At 64.7% G+C, this 19,937-nt stretch carries 17 protein-coding genes and 1 riboswitch; of the genes, 11 read left to right on the top strand and 6 right to left on the bottom strand.

Features of this window, described 5'->3' with window-relative positions; translation table 11 throughout:
• Window positions 1-37 precede the first annotated feature (37 nt).
• Both ABX74_RS02845 and ABX74_RS02840 read right to left on the bottom strand, forming a co-directional pair.
• Window positions 38-1,672: an amidohydrolase gene (locus ABX74_RS02845; RefSeq protein WP_021333480.1), complete on the bottom strand. Its 1,635-nt coding sequence runs from the start codon at window positions 1,670-1,672 to the stop codon at window positions 38-40.
• Between the two features lie 12 nt (window positions 1,673-1,684).
• Entirely contained in the window at window positions 1,685-2,245 is a 561-nt protein-coding gene (locus ABX74_RS02840; RefSeq protein WP_003944915.1) for an FxsA family protein, read from the bottom strand.
• Between the two features lie 250 nt (window positions 2,246-2,495).
• Between ABX74_RS02840 and ABX74_RS02835 the strand changes: the two genes are divergently transcribed.
• Entirely contained in the window at window positions 2,496-3,155 is a 660-nt protein-coding gene (locus ABX74_RS02835; protein ID WP_020969642.1) for a hypothetical protein, read from the top strand.
• A gap of 37 nt (window positions 3,156-3,192) precedes the next feature.
• Here the strand turns inward: ABX74_RS02835 and ABX74_RS02830 are convergent, their stop codons facing one another.
• A complete protein-coding gene (locus ABX74_RS02830; RefSeq protein ID WP_003945024.1) occupies window positions 3,193-3,852 on the bottom strand; it encodes a response regulator in 660 nt (219 codons plus the stop codon).
• A 57-nt stretch (window positions 3,853-3,909) separates the two neighbouring features.
• Window positions 3,910-5,073 carry a sensor histidine kinase gene (locus tag ABX74_RS02825; protein ID WP_047888162.1) on the bottom strand — a complete coding sequence of 388 codons (1,164 nt, stop codon included), beginning with the start codon at window positions 5,071-5,073 and terminating at the stop codon, window positions 3,910-3,912.
• 38 nt (window positions 5,074-5,111) lie between these two features.
• On the opposite strand from ABX74_RS02825, the gene ABX74_RS02820 reads away from it, so the two are divergent.
• Genes ABX74_RS02820 through ABX74_RS02805 form a run of 4 tightly spaced genes read left to right on the top strand, consistent with a single transcriptional unit; the run spans window position 5,112 to window position 9,690 of the window.
• Window positions 5,112-5,879: a TSUP family transporter gene (locus ABX74_RS02820; protein WP_019748481.1), complete on the top strand. Its 768-nt coding sequence runs from the start codon at window positions 5,112-5,114 to the stop codon at window positions 5,877-5,879.
• Between the two features lie 30 nt (window positions 5,880-5,909).
• On the top strand, window positions 5,910-7,430 hold the full coding sequence (locus ABX74_RS02815; protein WP_047888161.1) for a TldD/PmbA family protein: 1,521 nt from the start codon (window positions 5,910-5,912) through the stop codon (window positions 7,428-7,430).
• The gene (locus ABX74_RS02810) at window positions 7,427-8,785 is read left to right on the top strand and encodes a metallopeptidase TldD-related protein (RefSeq protein WP_047888160.1); all 1,359 of its coding nucleotides are present in this window, start codon (window positions 7,427-7,429) and stop codon (window positions 8,783-8,785) included. Before ABX74_RS02815 ends, ABX74_RS02810 begins: the two co-directional genes overlap by 4 nt.
• A complete protein-coding gene (locus tag ABX74_RS02805; protein WP_020969646.1) occupies window positions 8,785-9,690 on the top strand; it encodes a TIGR01777 family oxidoreductase in 906 nt (301 codons plus the stop codon). The genes ABX74_RS02810 and ABX74_RS02805 overlap by 1 nt, the downstream gene beginning before the upstream one ends.
• Before the next feature lie 5 nt (window positions 9,691-9,695).
• Here ABX74_RS02805 and ABX74_RS02800 read toward each other — a convergent pair whose 3' ends face one another.
• Window positions 9,696-10,076 (bottom strand): PPOX class F420-dependent oxidoreductase, encoded by a 381-nt coding sequence (locus ABX74_RS02800; RefSeq protein WP_029255376.1) that lies wholly within the window; start codon window positions 10,074-10,076, stop codon window positions 9,696-9,698.
• Window positions 10,077-10,279: 203 nt separating this feature from the next.
• Between ABX74_RS02800 and ABX74_RS02795 the strand changes: the two genes are divergently transcribed.
• The gene (locus ABX74_RS02795) at window positions 10,280-11,935 is read left to right on the top strand and encodes a GMC oxidoreductase (RefSeq protein WP_082148444.1); all 1,656 of its coding nucleotides are present in this window, start codon (window positions 10,280-10,282) and stop codon (window positions 11,933-11,935) included.
• 39 nt (window positions 11,936-11,974) lie between these two features.
• Here the strand turns inward: ABX74_RS02795 and cobN are convergent, their stop codons facing one another.
• Window positions 11,975-15,595, bottom strand: a complete 3,621-nt coding sequence (gene cobN, locus ABX74_RS02790; protein ID WP_047888159.1) for a cobaltochelatase subunit CobN — start codon at window positions 15,593-15,595, stop codon at window positions 11,975-11,977.
• 63 nt (window positions 15,596-15,658) lie between these two features.
• Window positions 15,659-15,744, bottom strand: a riboswitch (cobalamin riboswitch).
• Window positions 15,745-15,818: 74 nt separating this feature from the next.
• Here cobN and cobG point away from each other — a divergent pair.
• From cobG to ABX74_RS02765, 5 genes are read left to right on the top strand one after another with little or no spacing between them, the layout of a single operon-like run.
• A complete protein-coding gene (gene cobG / locus ABX74_RS02785) occupies window positions 15,819-16,961 on the top strand; it encodes a precorrin-3B synthase (RefSeq protein ID WP_047888158.1) in 1,143 nt (380 codons plus the stop codon).
• A gap of 19 nt (window positions 16,962-16,980) precedes the next feature.
• Window positions 16,981-17,607 carry a precorrin-8X methylmutase gene (locus ABX74_RS02780; RefSeq protein WP_007729839.1) on the top strand — a complete coding sequence of 209 codons (627 nt, stop codon included), beginning with the start codon at window positions 16,981-16,983 and terminating at the stop codon, window positions 17,605-17,607.
• The gene (gene cobJ, locus ABX74_RS02775) at window positions 17,604-19,091 is read left to right on the top strand and encodes a precorrin-3B C(17)-methyltransferase (protein WP_029255380.1); all 1,488 of its coding nucleotides are present in this window, start codon (window positions 17,604-17,606) and stop codon (window positions 19,089-19,091) included. Before ABX74_RS02780 ends, cobJ begins: the two co-directional genes overlap by 4 nt.
• Window positions 19,092-19,117: 26 nt before the next feature.
• The gene (locus tag ABX74_RS02770; protein ID WP_078377497.1) at window positions 19,118-19,477 is read left to right on the top strand and encodes an HNH endonuclease; all 360 of its coding nucleotides are present in this window, start codon (window positions 19,118-19,120) and stop codon (window positions 19,475-19,477) included.
• The gene (locus tag ABX74_RS02765; protein ID WP_047888157.1) at window positions 19,474-19,878 is read left to right on the top strand and encodes a hypothetical protein; all 405 of its coding nucleotides are present in this window, start codon (window positions 19,474-19,476) and stop codon (window positions 19,876-19,878) included. Before ABX74_RS02770 ends, ABX74_RS02765 begins: the two co-directional genes overlap by 4 nt.
• The last annotated feature ends 59 nt before the right edge of the window (window positions 19,879-19,937 follow it).

The raw sequence follows: 19,937 nt of genomic DNA, 5'->3' as shown, positions 1-19,937 counted from the left end.
GCGGGAGCGATCGCTGCTGGGCGCCTCTGCGCCGGCCTCACTCACTCGTCGAGCCGCGCTGGTAGACGACGCGTCCGCGATGCACCGACTTGATGCAGACCGGAATCGGCGCATCTTCCGCCAGCCTGGGCAGAGCGGGTACTCGCGAGCGCGGATCGGTAGACCATCGCTGAACCGAATCGGCCGGTGCACTGACTTCGAGTTCGCCTGCCGCCCACAACACGTAGGAGGCGGGTGCACCCGGATTGAGCGTTCCCGCGGCGCCGTCCCGCACTCCGCCCGCGCGCCAGGCGCCGCGCGTTGCGGCGGAGAAGGCCGCACGCGGTGAGATTCCACTTCCGTCGGTGCGGTGCTGGACAGCGGCGCGCAGCATCGCCCACGGCTCGATGGGGGTGACCGGGGCATCGGAGCTGAATGCGAGCGAGACACCCTTACCGGCAGCAGGTGCAAACGGATTCAACGCTGCTGCGCGGTCGACTCCCAGGCGCGTGGCGTACAGACCGTCGGTACCGCCCCACAGTGCGTCGAACACCGGTTGGACGCTCGCGATGACGCCCAAGGCCGCGAAGGTTTCCGCGTCGGCCATCGACATCATTTCCGCGTGCTCGAGGCGGTGACCCAACGCGGCGACCTTGGGGCCACCCAGTTCGTCGGCGACCTTGCGGAACGCGGCCGCTGCCGACGAGACGGCACCGTCACCGATCGCATGGAAGCCGGCCTGGACACCCGCGAGGGTGCAGGCCCGGATGTGTGCGGCGATCGCGTCGACGTCGAGATAGGCGTTGCCCGTCGAATCAGGTTGGTCTGCATAGGGTTCGAGCAGCCACGCGGTATGCGAACCGAGCGAACCGTCGATGAAGAGATCCCCGCCGAGTCCGTCTGCTCCGGTTTTGTCGAGGAGTGCACGAGCATCCTCTTCGGTGTCGACGCGCTCACCCCAGTAGCCCCGAACCTCCACTCCGTGGTCGTGGGCCAGTAGTTCCTGGAAATCGGTCAGTCCCGAGATGTCCGGTCCCCCGCACTCGTGCACTGCGACGATCCCGCGGGAGGCGCACAGATCGAGCGCCGCGGTACGAGCAGACGCGCGCTGAGATTCGGTCAGCAGGTTCCGAGCCGCATTGCGCGCCAGGTGGTGTGCGTCGAAGGTCAGCGGGCCGTCGGCCGAGTATCCGGCAGTGTCGGCGAGGCCGGAGATCCCGTCGCGCAATGCGCTCGAGCACGCGGCCGAGTGAACGTCGATCCGCGAGAGATACACCTTGCGGCCAGGGGCAGCCGCGTCGAGATCCGCGGTCGAGGGCGGCGTCTGATCTGCCCACTCGGTGTCGTCCCAACCGTGTCCCCAGATGACTGCGTCGGGATGGGCAGTTTCGGGGTTTGCCGCTGCGAATGTTCGTACTCGCGAGAGGCATTCGTCCAGTGAGTTCGCGCCCACGAGATCGAGACCGACGAGATTGAGTCCCAATGCAGTGATGTGGACGTGGGTGTCGACGAACCCGGGAGTGACAAACGCACCGCCCAGGTCTTCGATCTCCGCGGCGGGGTGCAACGCCCGTCCGGCGCGCTCGTCGCCGACCCACACGACGGTGCCGTCGGTGATGGCGATCGAGGTCGCGTCAGGTGCAAATGAACTGTAGATCCGGCCGTTGACCAGCAGACGAGTAGTCACGAGCACCCAGTCTGCCTGTTAGTACTGCGGCCCCCGCGAACGGGTGGGTGTATCCGTGTCCAGAATCTCACCCTCGAGGACCAGTTCCTTGCCGTTGCTTGCTACGTACTCGGTGGTTTCGGGTGTCTCGACGATGATCTCGCCGTCGATCACCTCGCCGTTTCCGCGCATGCGCGCCGCGTAGCCGACGGTTCCGGCGAAGGCGTCACCACCGGCGGCAAATGCTGCTGCGCGCTTGCCTGCCAGGAGCACCGCAAGCGGGCGGAGCGCCCACCGGGTCGGCGGAATCAGAAGCAGAAGGCCCAGAACGGAAGTCACGAGTCCGGGTACGAACATCAACGCGGAGCCCGCCGCGACCAAGGCGCCGTCGGCGACCGCCAGTGACGGCGATCCCTCACCCCTCGTTGCCTTGCGGAATCCGTCCATGACTCGTCGCCACTGTGAACGCATGAGGATCAATCCGACAAGCGAACCGGCGAGAAACAGCAGCACTGTCCAGGCGACACCGATGGCGTTGCCCACGATGACCAATGCGGCGATCTCGACGATCACGTAGAGGAGGAATACGGCGGCGATCATGACGTCCCCTTTCAGACGGTCTATCCGTTCAACGCTCGAGGGGCCGGATTTTCTCCCGACAACGACGCAGAGGTGCAAAACAGGCGAGTGCCGTGAGTCACACGGGCCTTCTCTCGCGCACGTGCGACTTGCCTGGCGTTAACTAACGCTCCGCTAACGATTCTAAACCTCAAGTTGACGTTGAGACTATGCGCGTGGTCAAGTCACTTCGGGCCGCATTTCCCGGCCTCATGAAATGAAGGAGCCCGACATGAGCCGACTCCCCGGCAAGACACTCGCCCGACGCATTCCCGCTGCCATCGCCGGCACTGCCGCCGTCGTGGCACTCACCGCCGGCAGCACGATGATCAGCGCGGGAACCGCGGCCGCAGAACCGGTAGTACCCGAAGGAATTGCCGCGCTGATCGCGCAGGCCGCAGCCATCTCCCCCGAAGCCTCTGCTGCTGTTCAGCAGTTGATCGGCACGGCAGGAGCTGATCAGATCACGACCGCCCTCGATCTCCCGGACATCGGCGTCACCAAGCCGCAGTCGTTCATGTACCCCGCACCGACGGTCGGGTGTGGCGTGGCCGGTGAACCTGTCACCGTCACCCTCAGCTCCGCACAGGCCGGTCCGAACTTCCCGTTGCCGCCGTGGGTCGAGGCCGACCATCTCCGGTTCCAGGCAATCCCGGGTTACGTCGGCATACCCAAGACCTCAGGGTTGAGTGTTGCCTGGATCAACGTCGGCACCTTCAAGGGTGGCATCGTCCCGTTGGACGAGAAGTTGCCCGTACTCGATACGCCTTTGCTCTCGAAGGTTGTCGACACCGGCGACGGCAAGGTGTTTGCCGCTCTGTTCGGCAATGTCGATTACGCAGACGGGAAGACCTGCATCGTGCTGCCAACAGTGGGCGCTTTTGATGCCTGAGCAGAGCGAAACGCTCGCTGCATGACAGGCGGCTGGCCTACGCGCCCGGAGTTACCAGTCCGGTCTCGTAGGCCAGCACCACCGCCTGCACACGATCACGCAGATCGAGTTTGGTCAGAATGCGTCCGACGTGCGACTTGATCGTCGATTCGGACAGGTACAGCTGCTGTGCGATCTCGATGTTCGACAGTCCCGTGGCCACGTGCCCGAGGACTTCGCGTTCGCGTTCGGTCAGGACGTCGAGAACCACCGGATCGCGTCGCGGCGCCGGACCGTCCACGATGAACCTCGACAGCAGACGACGTGTCACCTTCGGGGAAACAACCGCATCACCGGCCGCCACGCTGCGGATAGCCGACACGAGGTCCTCGGGCGGGGTGTCTTTGAGTAGAAACCCACTCGCTCCGGCACGCAGGGCGCCGAGCGCGTGTTCGTCCAGGTCGAACGTCGTCATGACCAGGACCCTGGATTCGATCCCGGAGGCAAGAATCTGCTCCGTCGCTTTCACACCGTCGACAATCGGCATCCGCACATCCATCAACACGACGTCAGGCTTCAGCGCTACCGCCGCTGCGACCGCCGCGGCTCCGTCACCGGCCTCACCGATGACCGAGATGTCCTCATGTGCTTCGAGCACCATGTTCAGGCCCATCCGCATGAGTTCCTGGTCGTCGACTAGCAGCACGGTGATGGGCACGGCGTAAACCTATCGGGCCTGAGACGTCGGTGCCAATGCGATTGCGGCGAGCCGGTATCAATCGTGGATCTCGAGCGGCAACTCTGCGTACACACGCCAACTGCCGTCGGGGCGTCGTCCCGTCTCGAGTGTCCCGTGCAGTACCGCCACCCGCTCACGCATGCCGACCAGTCCGTTGCCCGAACCGTGAGCGAAGGTCGAGCTCGACGTTCCGTTGTCGACGACCTCGAGCAGTACCGCGGTCTCGGTGCGGCGCACGGCGACTCGGGCCTTCGGGTTCGCGCCGGCGTGGCGGAGGACATTGGTCAGTGATTCCTGAACGAGGCGATGAATGCCCAGGCTGACCGATGGACTGACGTCGTCGAGCTCGCCGGTCAGCTCGAGGCGCACGCCGAGACCGGCAGCCCGCATCATCTCGACGACCTTGGCGATGCCGGCCGTTCCGTGTTGCGGCATCAAATCGCTACTGACCTCGGTGCGCAGAAGCGAGACGGTCCGGCGAAGCTCGGCAAGCGCGTCACGTCCGGTGCTGGAGATGTTGCCGAGCGCCTTCTTCGCCAACGCCGGATTGGAATCGACGGCGTACGAGGCGCCGTCCGCTTGAACGATCATCACGCTGACCGCGTGGGCAACGACGTCGTGGAGTTCGCGGGCGATCCGGGTTCTTTCCGTCGCCACCGCATCCTCGGCGCGGCGGTCTCGTTCGTATTCGGCCACTTCGAGTCTGGCGGCCACTTCCTCGTCGTAGGCACGTCGCGCGCTCAAGAACTCGGCGGTGATCCAGGCCAGCGCATAGAGCAGCGTCGCGATGATGATCGTCAGGATCACGTCTTGGCGGATGACGAGCAACGAGAAAGTCATGTCCAGGGCAAGGAAGCACGCGAATATCGCCCCGGTACGCCGATCGACGTACGCAACGAGTGTGTAGAGCGAAACTCCGAGCGCCAGCAGGCCTGGATGTTCCGCAGCCGGATCCCCGGTCGCCCACATCATCAGGGTCGCGAAGTACGACATCGACAATATGGACGCAGCGGACACACGTGGATATTTGCGACGCCACACGACGGGAAGGCAGATCAGAAATCCGACGACGAGCTGAGGCCACCGCTCCTCACGCGGCGAACTGACGAACGTGACTACCTCGAGCGCGAAGAACACGAGCGCGAGCGCGCTGTCCGCGATCATCGGCTTTCCTCGCAGCCACAGGCTGAACCTCCGCATGTGCTCAAGAGTGTCACAGCTGTGAAAGAGTCACCGCCGTGGATATTGCTGATTGGGGACTGCTGATGACGGCAGCAACGGCGGCGGGTTGGGTGGACGCCGTCGTCGGCGGCGGCGGATTGATTCTGTTGCCCGCGCTCTTTCTGGTCGCCCCGCAATTGACCCCGCAGGCCGCACTGGCCACCAACAAACTGACGGCATTCACCGGGACGAGTGCTGCGGTGTACACGTTCTCGCGTCGAATCCCGATGGAATGGCGGCAGATGGCGCCGGCAGCCGCCTTGGCTGCGGTGACGTCCGCGTGCGGGGCGGCGGCCGTTTCACTGATCGACAAGAAGTACTTCATTCCGATCGTGATGGTCGTACTCGTCGCTGTCGCCGTCTTCGTGACAATGCGGCCGACGCTGGGCACCACGATCGCCACTCATCGTCCGACGCAGCGCAAGACCGTCCTCGTCCTGCTGCTCTCCGCCGGACTCATCGGGCTTTACGACGGTCTGCTCGGACCCGGTACCGGCACTTTCCTCATCATCAGCTTCGCCACCTTCCTCGGAACCGAATTCGTTCGGAGCGCGGCCATGGCGAAGGTGATCAATCTCGGTTCCAATTTCGGCGCGCTCGCCTACTTCGCCGTCACCGGGCATGTCTGGTGGAGTTTGGGTTTGGCGATGGCGGTGTGCAATGTTCTCGGCGCGGTCATCGGTTCGCGGATGGCGCTGAGCAAGGGATCCGGATTCGTCCGGATCACGCTGTTGGTGGTCGTGATCGCCATGGTGATTCGCCTCGGATGGCAGCAGTTCGGTTGAGATCGGCGGTCGTCGGCTAGCGTCGTGTGCGTGACCGTCACCCGAGATGTCGATGCAGATTTCCTCGCCCTCCCGCTGCGAGCTGTCGCTGATGCGGCGCTGTCGGCAGCGAGAACAGCCGGCGCTCAGCACGCCGATGTTCGTGTCCACCGCGTGCTCACACAGTCGATCCGCTTGCGCGACGGCGTAGTTCAGGCGGTGTCCGACGGAGACGAGATCGGGGTCGCCGTCCGTGTGATCGTCGACGGCACGTGGGGATTCGCCTCGCACGCCGAGGTATCCCCTGACGTCGCGGCTGCGCTGGCACGCCAAGCGGTCGAGGTTGCGAAGGCATTACGCTCGCTCAATCGGGATCCGGTCACCCTCGCCGACGAGCCCGTCTACGCCGACGCGACGTGGGTGTCCCCGTACCTCGAAGATCCCTTCGCGACACCGACGGCCGACAAGGTAGCGCTGCTGGTCGACTACTCCGGACGGCTTCAAGCCGCTGACGGCGTGGATCACGTCACGGCGAGTGTCCTCCAGGTCAAGGAGCAAACTTTCTACGCGGATCTGGCCGGTTCGTCGATCACCCAGCAACGGGTGCGTCTGCACCCCGAATTCGAGGCGACCGCCGTCGACAAGTCGGCCGGCAGCTTCGAATCGATGCGCACCTTGGCGCCGCCGGTAGGTCGCGGATGGGAGTACCTCGGGGCGCAGAGCACGTGGAACTGGGGCGATGAGCTCGCGCAGATCCCGGAGTGGCTGGCAGAGAAGACGAAGGCACCGACCGTCGAAGCGGGTCCGACCGACCTCGTGATCGATCCGACCAATCTGTGGCTCACGATCCACGAATCCATCGGACACGCCACCGAATACGACCGCGCGATCGGCTACGAAGCGGCCTACGCCGGTACGTCGTTCGCGACGCCGGACAAGCTGGGAACGCTGAAATACGGAACGCCACTCATGCACGTGACCGCCGATCGTAACGAAGAGCACGGCCTGGCCAGCGTCGGATTCGACGACGACGGCGTCGCCTCTCAACGGTGGGATCTGGTGGCAGAGGGAACACTGGTCGGGTATCAACTAGACCGCGTGTTCGCGCCGAGGCTGGGGCTGACGCGTTCCAACGGTTGCTCGTACGCCGACTCCGCACATCACGTTCCCATCCAGCGAATGGCCAACGTCTCGCTCTCCCCCGACCCTTCTACGGACACCTCGACCACAGACCTGATCTCGCGAGTCGAGAACGGCATCTACGTCGTCGGTGACAAGTCCTGGTCGATCGACATGCAGCGCTACAACTTCCAGTTCACCGGTCAGCGGTTCTTCAAGATCCGTGACGGAAAGCTCGACGGTCAGGTGCGTGACGTGGCGTATCAGGCGACGACGACGGATTTCTGGGGCTCGATGGAAGCCGTTGGCGGTGAGTCGACCTGGCGCCTGCAGGGCGCATTCAACTGCGGCAAGGCGCAACCCGGTCAGGTTGCGGCGGTCAGCCACGGCTGCCCGTCCGCTCTGTTCCGCGGAGTCAACATCCTCAATACTCGTTCGGAGGCTCAGCAGTGATCGATCCGCAGCAGGTCGTCGAGCGTGCATTGGCCGCGAGGACGGTAGACGAATCGTTGGTGATCGTGACCGATGCGAGTGAGGCGTCGCTGCGGTGGGCCAACAATTCGATGACCACCAACGGAGTTTCGCTGTCCCGGACGTGGACGGTGATCTCGATCGTGCGCGAGGGTGACATCGCGAAGGTGGGCACTGTCAGTTCCAGCAGTGTCGATCCGGAGCAGATTTCCGCACTCGTACAGGCAAGCGAACAGGCTGCGCGCACAGCCACTCCGGCTGACGACGCGTCCGACCTGATCACGCAGTCGGTGGCAGAGACCGACTGGGACCTGCCGGCCGCCCTGACCGACATCGGTGTCTTTGCGCAGTTGGCTGCCGACCTGTCCACGGCCTTCGACGGTGATGACCAGTTGTTCGGCTTCGCTCACCACCAGTTGCACACCACCTGGCTCGGAACTTCGACGGGCGTGCGACGTAGAACGGCTCAGGCCACCGGCTCCGTGGAGATCAACGGCAAGCGCGGCGACGCCAGCGCCTGGGTCGGATCCGGAACTGTCGATTTCACTGACATTTCAGTGCCGAACCTTTTGTCGCAGTTGACCACTCGACTCGATTGGGCGGAAAATTCGGTCAGTCTGCCCGCCGGCCGCTACGAGACGATTCTTCCGCCTTCGGCTGTCGCGGACCTGATGATCTATCTGATGTGGACCATGGAGGGTCGCGGCGCCGAAGAGGGCCACACCGCACTTTCCACCACCGGTGGTACCCGGATCGGCGAGAAGCTCGGATTGCCACTGACACTCACCTCCGACCCCGGCGCCGAGGGCTTGCAGTCCGCGCCGTTCGTGATCACGACGTCGTCGAGTGAATCCGTCTCACTGTTCGACAACGGTATGGAGATCGAACCCGTCGACTGGGTCCGAGACGGCGTCGTCAATGCACTGGCGTACCCGCGCCACGCTGCACGAGAATTCGGTCGACCTGTCGCAGTTCCCGGCGACAATCTCATCCTGACCGGTGGTGACGACACCTCGATCGAGGACATGATCGCAGGTACCGAGAAGGGGCTACTGCTCACAACCCTCTGGTACATCCGTGAGGTGGATCCGACGACGCTGCTGTTGACCGGACTCACCCGTGACGGGGTGTATTTGATCGAGGACGGCAAGATCGTCGGCGCCGTCAACAACTTCCGTTTCAACGAGAGCCCGCTCGATCTCCTGCGGCGGGTCACCGAGGCTGGACGCACCGAGATCACGCTTCCCCGCGAGTGGAAAGACTGGTTCACCCGCACGGCCATGCCGCCCATGCGGATTCCCGACTTCCACATGTCCTCGGTCAGCCAGGCGCAGTGATGACGAAGGTCGTGATCGCCGGCGGCACCGGCGCTCTCGGCCGCCGAATCAGCGACGATCTCGCCGACCGCGGGTATGACGTCGTGGTCCTGACTCGGTCACCGAAACCCGGCAGGCACAGGCAGGTTCAGTGGGACGGTGTCACGGTAGGCGACTGGGCAGGAGAACTCGACGGCGCCGCGGTGATCAACCTCGCCGGCGAGTTGGTCGATCGCCGACCCACCCCGGCAAACATCGCACTGCTCACCAGTTCCCGAGTCGATCCGACCCGCGCACTGGTCGAAGCGTCGAAACTACTGGCGCACCCTGTTCCGGTGTGGATCCAGGCGAGCACGCTCGCAATCTACGGCGACGCCGGAGAGACCCGACTCGACGAGGCTTCCCCACTCGCTGACGGACCACCTCAGATGACCGACGTCGCAAAGGACTGGGAGGCAGCGGTCGAGGGAGCAAACACGTCACGAGTAGTGATCCTGCGAACCAGCGTCGTGTTGGAGAAGGGCACACCGGCGCTCGAGCGACTCCTGTTGCTCGTACGTCTCGGTCTGGGCGGACGCGTTGCGTCAGGTCGACAATGGACAAGTTGGATTCACATCGACGACTGGCTGTCGATCGTTCGTTGGGCCCTCGAACCCGATTCGGCTGCCTCGGGGGTGGTCATCGCGACTGCCCCGGATCCCGTCCGCAATTCAGAACTGATGGCCGGGCTGCGCAAGCACCTTCACCGGCCACCTGCGCCGCCGACGCCCGCTGTCATGGTCAGATTCGGCGCGTTCCTGCTGCGCAGCGACGCTGCCTTGGGCCTGACGGGTCGTCACGCCGTGTCGAAAGTGCTGACGGACAACGGCTTCCCCTTCACCTATCCGCGGTTCGATTCAGCGTTGGACGATCTGCTCGGCAACTGACGCGGTCAAGCTGCAGTGATGGCAAGTCCGATCGTTCCGGTCTTGCCGCGGCGCAGGAGACTGCCTTTCATGGTGATCCAGCCAAGGATTCCGTAGCGACGCGCGATCGCGTCGCGAGCATGATCGGTGCCCGGCGCGTCGAGGATCTCGGCGACGGCGGCAACCGGTTCACCCTTCGGATTTCCCCGCGCGTCACACGCGGCGACTGTGACCGAGGGGTTTCGCTTGATGCGCTTGACCTTGTAGGAATCGGTGACGGTCCACATCAGGAGCTTGTCGCCGTCCGGCGCGGCCCAGAGCGGCGTCGCCACCGGCGTTCCGTCCTTGCGGAAGGTAGTGAGTAGGACGTACTTGGCCTCGGAGACGCGCTTGAAGTCGGAGTTCACTCCTCGAGGATAGGGGCGGGAACCTCTCACTGGACACCGATGAGCCTCGGCGACTATCCGGCGACCTTCCGCAATCGGCTGAAACATGCCACTTATGCACGTTTTATCCGGTTTCTGTGCGCATTCAACATGCCGTTTCGTCCCCAAACTCCATCTCGCGTTATTCTGAGGCAAATCGTCGAACTGGGGAGTCGAACAAACACATGCAGCGTCGTGACATGCAGCGTCGTGACTTTTTCAAAGCGGCCGGAGTGGGGGCAGCAGTTGCAGCCGCGACACCGCTCATGTCGACCTCGATCAGCCACGCCGCCCCCGCGCCTCTGCGTGCGCTACCGATGGGTGCCGATCACTACCGCGCACTCGTCCCCGAGTTGTTCGTACCCTCGCCCACTCCCCCGGAACATTCCGAAGCCATCGTCATCGGGTCAGGTTTCGGCGCCAGCGCGACCGCTCTCCGGTTGGCGCAGAGCGGCACCCAGGTCACCATCCTCGAACGCGGACTCCGATGGCCGCATGATCCGCAGCGGGAGATTCACACCTCCGACATGCTGGCCGACGGCCGCGGAGTTTTCCGGCGCACATCGTTCACCAACCTCACCGGACTCCCGGTGGTGTGCGACTACTTCAGCGGCGTCCTCGATGCCACCGACTACGAACACATCTCGGTCTGGCGCGGCGCTGCAGTCGGCGGTGGTTCCATCATCTTCACCGGCGTGATGATCGCGCCCGAGCGCCGATTCTTCGACGCAGTCTTCGGCAACTCCCTCGACTACGACGAGATGGCGTCCACCTGGTACCCCAAGGTGCGCCAGATGCTGCGTCTGAGCCCGTTGCCCGAAGACATTTACCAAACCCCGAATTTCGGTCACTCGCGTCGTTGGGATCAGGACGCTCGTCGTGCCGGATTCGATCCGCAGCGGATCGACGGGATCTGGAACTGGGACGTGGTGCGCTCAGAACTCGACGGCCGAACCCGAGCCTCGGCCACTGTCGGTGACAGCAACATGGGTAACTCCAACGGCGCGAAGTTCGACCTCACACAGAACTACATTCCCGCCGCCGAAGCCACCGGACGAGCCACCGTCTGTTACGGACATCAGGTGCTCGCGATCGGTCGCGAACGTGATGGACGCTACGTCGTCGACGTCGAATCGACGGATCCGACGGGTGGCGTTCTGGCCCGGAAGACTCTTACCTGTGACCGTCTGTTCCTCGGCGCCGGCTCGATCGGCACCTCCGAACTGCTGGTACGCGCCCAGGCGACGGGCGCGCTGCCGAACCTCAACGAACACGTCGGTAAGGGCTGGGGAACGAACGGCGACGCCGGGATGGTGCGCTCGTTCGGCTTCAGTGACGGCACTGCGCAAGCCGCACCGTCGGCATCACGGATCGTCGACGAGTCGGGAATGCCACTCTCCCTGGAAAACTGGTACGTCCCCGGCCTACCCGTCAACATCGGCATGCTCGGAACCTTGGGTATGACCCTCGATTCGCAGCGCGCCGACTTCGCCTACGACGGGGGCAACGATCGGGTGGTGCTGAACTGGCCGAAGAACGGCAACGACGCCACCGTCGAGGCCCTGCGCGCCGTCCAGAACAAGATGGCCTTCGCCGGCACCACGCTGCCGTCCGCCTTGCCGTTCGCGAAAGACGTCAATTCCTCGTTCACCGCGCATCCCCTCGGCGGTGCGGTTCTCGGCAAGGCAACCGACGGCTACGGGCGAGTCAAGGGCTACGACGGCCTGTACGTGATGGACGGCGCTGCCATTCCGGGCAGCACCGGCACCGTCAATCCGTCACTGACCATCACTGCTCTGGCGGAGCGGAACATCGCTCAGATCATCAAGTCCGGACGCTGAAACACTTCAGCGCCCGGACCTGCTGATGATTCTCGAGGTTTACTCCCCCTCGAGTTCGCCTTCGGTTTCGAGGTACACCTGACGCAAGCCGTCGAGTGTCTTCTGCTCGGGGTGCTCCCACATGTTGCGCTCGGCGGCTTCGAGGAGCCGCTCGGCGATTCCGTGTAGTGCCCACGGATTGGATTGCGTCATGAACTTCTGGTTCTGCTCGTCCAGAACGTAGGTCTCGGCGAGCTTTTCGTACATCCAGTCCGCGACCACGTTGGTGGTGGCGTCGTACCCGAAGAGGTAGTCGACCGTGGCTGCCATCTCGAAGGCACCCTTGTACCCATGACGGCGCATCGCGTCGAGCCAGCGGGGATTGACCACGCGCGCCCGGAAGACACGTGCGGTCTCTTCCGAAAGTGTGCGTGTGCGAACCGATTCCGGCCTAGTGCTGTCGCCGATGTATGCCTCGGGCGACTTTCCGGTCAGCGCGCGCACGGTGGCAACCATGCCGCCGTGGTACTGGAAGTAGTCGTCCGAATCGGCGATGTCGTGCTCACGTGTGTCGGTGTTCTTGGCCGCCACGTTGATTCGACGGTAAGCACTGCGCATGTCGTCGGCTGCCGGGATTCCGTCGAGCCCACGGCCGTACGCGAAGCCGCCCCAGTTGGTGTACACCTCGGCGAGGTCGTCGTCACCGCGCCAGGTCTTGGAGTCGATGAGTTGCAGCAGTCCGGCGCCGTAGGTTCCGGGCTTCGAACCGAAGATACGGGTGGTCGCACGCCTGGCGTCGCCGTGCTCGGCAAGGTCGGCCTGTGCGTGGGCGCGCACGTAGTTCTGCTCGTCCGTCTCGTCCAGTGCCGCGACCAGCTGAACGGCGTCGTCGAGCAGTGCGAGCACGTGCGGGAACGCATCACGGAAGAATCCGGAGATGCGGACGGTGACGTCGATGCGCGGGCGGCCGAGTTCTTCGAGATCGATGACTTCGAGGTTGACGACGCGTCGGCTTGCTTCGTCCCAGACGGGGCGAACACCGAGGAGCGCGAACACTTCGGCGATGTCGTCGCCGGAGGTACGCATGGCGGCGGTTCCCCACACCGACAGACCCACCGAGCGCGGGTATTCGCCGTGATCGGCGAGATAGCGAGCGGCGAGCGACTCGGCCATCGCCTGACCGGTCTCCCACGCCAGACGTGAAGGAACTGCCTTGGGGTCGACGGAGTAGAAGTTACGACCAGTGGGAAGAACGTTGATCAGGCCGCGCAGCGGCGAACCGCTCGGACCCGCGGCGATGAATCCGCCGTCGAGCGCGTGCAGGACCTGCTTGATCTCGTTGTCCGTCTGCCGCAGACGCGGAACCACTTCGGTGGCCGCGAACTGCAGGATCTTCACGACGGTCTCGTCGTCGCTGAGTTGTTCTGCCGCAGCGGGGTTCCAATCGGCGTCGTACATGCCGCGAACCAGAGCGTGCGCCTTTTCCTCGACGTCGTCGACACGGCTGCGCGACTCGTCGCCGTCTTCGCTGAGCCCGAGTGCTTCACGCAAACCGGGGACGCTCTGTTCGCCGCCCCACATCTGACGGGCACGCAGCATGGCGAGGACCAGTTCGATTTCGGCGTCGCCCTGGGGTGCACGGCCGAGAATGTGCAGACCGTCGCGGATCTGGACGTCCTTGATCTCGCACAGCCAACCGTCGACGTGCAGGAGCATGTCGTCGAACACGTCTTCTTCAGGCCGCTCGGCGAGGCCGAGGTCGTGGTCCATCTTGGCGGCACGCATCAGTGTCCAGATCTGCTGGCGAATAGCCGGGAGCTTGGACGGATCGAGTGCGGAAATGTTGGAGTGCTCGTCGAGCAGTTGCTCGAGGCGGGAGATGTCGCCGTAGCTTTCGGCACGGGCCATCGGCGGGATCAGATGATCGACGAGCGTCGCGTGAGCACGACGCTTGGCCTGTGTTCCCTCGCCCGGATCGTTGACCAGGAACGGGTAGATCAGCGGCAGGTCGCCGAGCGCTGCGTCGGTGCCGCAGTTGCTGGACATGCCGAGTGTCTTGCCCGGCAACCATTCGAGGTTGCCGTGCTTGCCGAGGTGCACAACGGCGTCGGCGCCGAATCCGCCGTTGTCCGGGGTGGCAGCGATCCAGCGGTAGGCCGCGAGGTAGTGGTGGCTCGGCGGCAGATCCGGGTCGTGGTAGATCGCGACAGGCTTTTCACCGAATCCCCGCGGCGGCTGGACCATGAGCACGATGTTGTTGAATCGCAGTGCCGCGATGACGATTTCGCCGTCCGGATCCTGCGAGCGATCGACGTACAACTCGCCGGGCGCTGCACCCCAGTGTTCCTCGACACCGCTGCGCAGTTCCTCGGGCAGAGTGGCGAACCATTCGCGGTACTTCGCTGCCGAGATGCGGATCGGATTGCCCTCGAGCTGCTCGGCAGTGAGCCAGTCGGGATCCTGGCCGCCGGCCGCGATCAGGGCGTGGATCAGCGCGTCGCCGTCCTTGGCCGCCAGGCCGGGAACTGCGTCAGGACCGTCGACCGGACCGAGGTCGTAACCGGCAGAACGCATTTCGGTGAGCAGATCGATTGCGCTCGCCGGAGTGTCGAGGCCGACGGCATTGCCGATACGGGCGTGCTTGGTCGGGTACGCCGAGAGCATCAGAGCAACGCGACGCTGGGTGGTCGGAATGTGGCGAAGCTTGCCGTGACGGACAGCGATGCCGGCGACACGGGCAGCGCGCTCGACATCGGGGACGTACGTGGACAGTCCGTCGGAGTCGATTTCCTTGAAGGAGAACGGGACCGTGATGATGCGCCCGTCGAACTCCGGCACCGCCACCTGCGTCGCGACGTCGAGAGGCGACAGGCCGTCGTCGTTCTCGTCCCAGGTGGCGCGGCTACTGGTCAGGCACAGCCCCTGCAGGATCGGGACGTCGAGTGCAGCGAGTGCGGCGACATCCCAGGCTTCGTCGTCCCCACCAGCGGACGCGGTGGCGGGCTTGGTGCCGCCGGCAGCAAGAACCGTCACGACCATGGCGTCGGCGCGGCGGAGCGTGCTCAGAAGTTCGGCTTCTGCGGTTCGCAGAGATGCGCAGTAGATCGGCAGCGCGGTGCCACCGGCCTCGGCGACCGCGTCGCACAACGCCTGGATATACCGGGTGTTTCCGGCCAAATGCTGGGCGCGGTAGTACAGAACTGCGATGACCGGACCGCTCGCCGAGTCGAGATCGGGCGCGAAATCAGCGATGCCCCAGGAAGGCAGGTGAGCCGGCGGCTCGAAACCGTGGCCGGTGAGCAGGACGGTGTCGGAGAGGAAGTGGTGCAGCTGTGCCAGATTCTGTGTGCCACCCTCAGCCAGGTAGTTGTGCGCCTCGGCAGCAACACCGGCGGAGACCGTCGAGCACTCCATGAGGTCGGCATCCGGCGCGTGCTCGCCGCCGAGAACGACTACGGGGAGTCCGGAGGCGAGGACCATCTCCAAGCCGTCTTCCCAGCTGCGACGGCTGCCGAGGATACGAACGATCACGAGGTCGACGCCGTCGAGCAAGGGCGGCAAGTCCTCCGAGACCAGCAAGCGTGAGGGGTTGGCCCAGCGATAGGAGACGCCGTCGCCGGCTTCCTGGCTGGCGCGGGCGCTCAGCAGATCGGTATCGGACGTGGAGAGCAGAAGAATCACGGGTGAAGCCTTCCTGGGGTTTCGCGCCCCGTGGCACAGATCTGTCATCGACGGCGGTTGAGGGTCTGACTCGTGTTTCCGAGCGGAAACACGTCCCGCTCGAGCAACACTCACAGTGGCGCGACCGCACCGGACTTTCACCGGTTTCCTCAACTGCCGTCACTGGTGGTGGTGATGCTACCGGTCCGCAGAAGGCACTCATGACAGGTCGTACCCTGGAGCCATGCCCACGGACCGTTCACAGCCAGACGCGTGCCCGGGTGCACTGCAAGTTCACCACGCCGCCGACGGCGCACTGGCACGCGTGCGCCTACCCGGCGGACTCCTCACCCCGGTCCAATTGCAGACGCTCGCCGACGCAGCGCGCGATCTCGGCAACGGGCAGATGGAACTCACCTCGAGGGGCAACGTCCAACTGCGCTCGGTCTCGGATCCCGAAGCTTTCGCAGCGCGAATCGCGTCGGCCGGCCTGCTGCCGTCCGCGACGCACGAGCGAGTGCGCAACATCCTCGCGTCCCCACTGTCCGGCCGTATCGGGGGCGTAGCCGACATTCGTGAACTGGTCCACCGTCTCGATTCGGCGATCCAAGCGGATCAAGCATTGGCGGATCTGCCAGGGCGAACCCTGTTCACCCTCGACGACGGGCGCGGAGACATCACCGGGCTACGGGGCGATTTCGGGCTCCATGCGCGCAGCGCCACCGAGCATTCACTGGTGCTCGCCGGTCACCACACCACTCACCGCGTCCAGGCGGACGACGCCATCGAATTGCTCCTCGAGGCGGCTCGATCCTTCCTCTACGTCCGCGACAAGCACTGGCGCCTGGCCGAGGTTCCGGACGGAATCGAACGCACCCTCGAGCAGCTGGGTCTGAGCGCCGAGTCCACCGGTGCCGCGGACCTCACGCCGGATGCACGGCCCACCATCGGCTGGCTCGAGCAGCGCGACGGGACCGTAGCCCTGGGCGGAGGCTTGCGATTCGGGCTGCTCGACGCTCGGCTGGCCGAGTTCCTGGCCGCCGTCGACAAGCCCGTCGTCGTGACGCCGTGGCGATCGGTGCATATCTTCGACCTCGACGAATGGGCTGCCGAGCAGGTAGTCCGGGTGTTGGCGCCGATGGGGCTGATCTTCGACGAGAACTCACCGTGGCTCGACGTCACCGCCTGCACCGGAAGCCCGGGATGCGAGAAGTCGCTCGCCGATGTGCGCACCGACGCCATCACCGCGGTAGAGCAGGCAGAACTGCCCGTCGTCGGGCGCCAGCACTGGGCCGGGTGCGACCGCAGCTGCGGACGTCCCCGCGGGGACGTAGCGGATGTGATTGCGACGGGTGACGGTTACCGGGTGAATCCGGCCGATCGGTGATGCCTCTATCGTGTGGCACATGATCGAGTACATCCGTGACGGCGCGGAAATCTATCGCCAGTCCTTTGCCACCATTCGGGCCGAAGCCGACCTGAGCCGTTTCCCGGCGGATGTCTCGCAAGCTGTAGTGCGCATGATTCATGCAAGTGGCCAGGTCGATCTCGTCGACGACGTCGCCTTCACACCCGGTGTCGTCTCGGCTGCGCGCGCAGCTCTGCGCGACGGCGCGCCGATCTTCTGCGACGCCCAGATGGTGGCTGCCGGCATCACGCGCAAGCGTCTGCCCGCCGGCAACGACGTCATCTGCACCCTCGGAGATCCGCGGGTTCCCGTGCTGGCGTCGACCATCGACAACACTCGTTCGGCAGCTGCTCTCGAACTGTGGGGAGCCAAGCTCGAGGGCGCTGTTGTCGCGATCGGAAACGCACCCACCGCACTGTTTCATCTCCTGAACCTCATCGAAGCCGGCGCGCCCCGTCCGGCCGCCATCGTCGGAGGTCCGGTCGGCTTCATCGGTGCTGCCGAGTCGAAGGAAGCCCTCATCGAACACGCCAGCGGGATCGATCATCTCGTGCTCCGCGGCCGACGCGGCGGCAGCGCGATCACCGCCGCCGTCGTCAATGCGATTGCGAGCGAAGTCGAATGAGTGCAGGCAAGCTCTGGGGTGTCGGTATCGGCCCCGGCGATCCCGAATTGGTGACCGTCAAAGCCGCTCGCGTCATCGGCGAGGCCGATGTGGTTGCGTTCCACTCCGCGAGGCACGGCAAGAGCATCTCCCGCGGAGTTGCAGCGCCGTACATGCGCGAAGGACAGATCGAAGAACACCTCGTCTACCCCGTGACCACCGAGACCGTTGATCATCCCGGCGGATACCAGGGCGCGATGGACGAGTTCTACGAAGCGGCTGCCGAACGGTTGGCAGTTCACCTCGCGGCCGGTCGAACAGTTGCCCTGCTCGCGGCCGGCGATCCGCTCTTCTACAGCTCCTACATGCACATGCACAAGAGGCTGGCCGATCGCTTCGACGCCGAGGTGATTCCCGGTGTCACCTCCGTCAGCGCGGCATCTGCTGCACTCGGAAAGCCGCTGGTCGAGGGTGAAGAAATCCTGACGATCCTGCCCGGAACATTGCCGCAGGCCGAGCTGACCAGGCGGCTCAAGGAAACCGACGCCGCTGCCATCCTCAAGCTCGGACGCACGTTCCCGCCTGTCCTGCAATCGCTCGAGGATTCCGGCCGCTTGGATGAAGCGCACTACGTCGAGCGCGCGAGCACCACACGTCAACGCGTCGAATCCGCTGCCGAGGTCGACCCGGACGGAGTTCCGTACTTCTCGATCGCCATCGTTCCGAGCCCGTCGAACAACCCTCGACCCGCAACCGAGTCCCGCGGCGAGGTGGTCGTGGTCGGACTCGGGCCGGGCGACACCGCCTGGACCACACCCGAAGTGGCGCATGAGCTTTCGTTGGCCACCGACCTCGTCGGCTACGGCCCTTACGTCGATCGCGTGCCGACGCGTCCGGGCCAGCGGCGCCATTCCAGCGACAACCGCGTCGAAGCCGAACGCGCCGCGATGGCGTTGGACCTGGCGAAGAACGGCGCCCGTGTAGCTGTCGTCTCGTCGGGAGATCCCGGCGTATTCGCCATGGCTGCAGCAGTTCTCGAAGTTGCCGCCGAAGATCAGTGGCGCGGGGTCCCGGTCCGCATCCTTCCCGGTATGACGGCGGCAAACGCTGTCGCCAGTCGCGTCGGCGCTCCCCTCGGGCACGACTATGCGGTGCTCTCGTTGTCTGATCGCCTCAAGCCGTGGGATGTCGTCGCGCGCCGTATCTCGGCAGTTGCAGCCGCAGACATGGCATTTGCGGTCTACAACCCGGCGTCGAAGTCCCGGACGTGGCAGGTCCAAGCCATGAAAGACCTCGTGCTCGAGCACCGCTCCCCTGAGACTCCTGTTGTCATCGGGCGCGATGTTGCCGGCGCCGAGGAATCAGTTCGCGTCGTAACCCTCGGCGAGCTCGAGCCTTCCGAGATCGACATGCGGACGCTGCTGATCGTCGGCTCGTCGATGACGACGGTCGTCGAAACCGGTTCGGGCCGTCAAGTGTTCACCCCGCGGCGGTACCCGGAGTAACCACCACTCGGCGATAGCATGGCGTCATGCCCGTCAACCGGACCCGGAAAGCCAGATACGCGCGCAAACGCAAACGCCGAATGGATCTGGTGGAGCACGACTTGTCCGTGGAGCAGTGGTCCGCGCTCAAAGCGGCCTGGGGTGGCTGCGCGTACTGCGGCGAGCCGGACGAGTCGCCGCAGCGTGACTGTGTGCTGGCGATCTCCCGCGGTGGGCGCTACACGCTCGACAACATCGCACCGGCGTGCCGCTCGTGCAATGCAAGCAAATGCAACAGCGAGGTCACTCTCTGGTTGCGGCGCAAGGGGTATGACGAGAAGGCCTTCCTCCTGCGACACGCGGAGATAGGTATCGAGATGAGGGCGCAGTTCTCGGAGCAGTCGTGACGACCCCGTACGAGTTTCGCCCGATCCTCGACGAGTTGATGGAGTTCGAACCTCTGTTTCACCGAACTCGAGTAGCGATGTCACGAGACGAGTTCGATTCGGTCGTCGACCCGGAGTTCCGGGAGATCGGAGCCTCGGGTGCGCGATACACCCGCGATTACGTGCAATCGGTAGTCGCGAGCCGGCGACTCCGCGGCGAGGTGAACGACGCCGCCGAACTCGGGTGGACGGTTGACCGGCCAGCGCTGAGCAGGATCGCGCCTGACACGTATCTGGTGACGTACCGGCTGGCGCAGGCGCATCGGGTTACCGAGCGATCATCCATCTGGCGGTTCACCGAGAATCGATGGAGCGTGTTGTTTCATCAAGGCACAGTCGTCGAAAGTGGTCTGGAAGCGTGAACAGCTCCCGACTCCGCCTCGGGAGAGAGAATTGCACGGTGTGGGCACTTACACCTTGC

The sequence above is a fragment of the Rhodococcus sp. ARP2 genome (genome assembly GCF_001029585.1).
Taxonomy (GTDB): Bacteria; Actinomycetota; Actinomycetes; order Mycobacteriales; family Mycobacteriaceae; genus Rhodococcus_F; species Rhodococcus_F erythropolis.
This window is presented reverse-complemented; position numbering and strand designations above follow the sequence as displayed.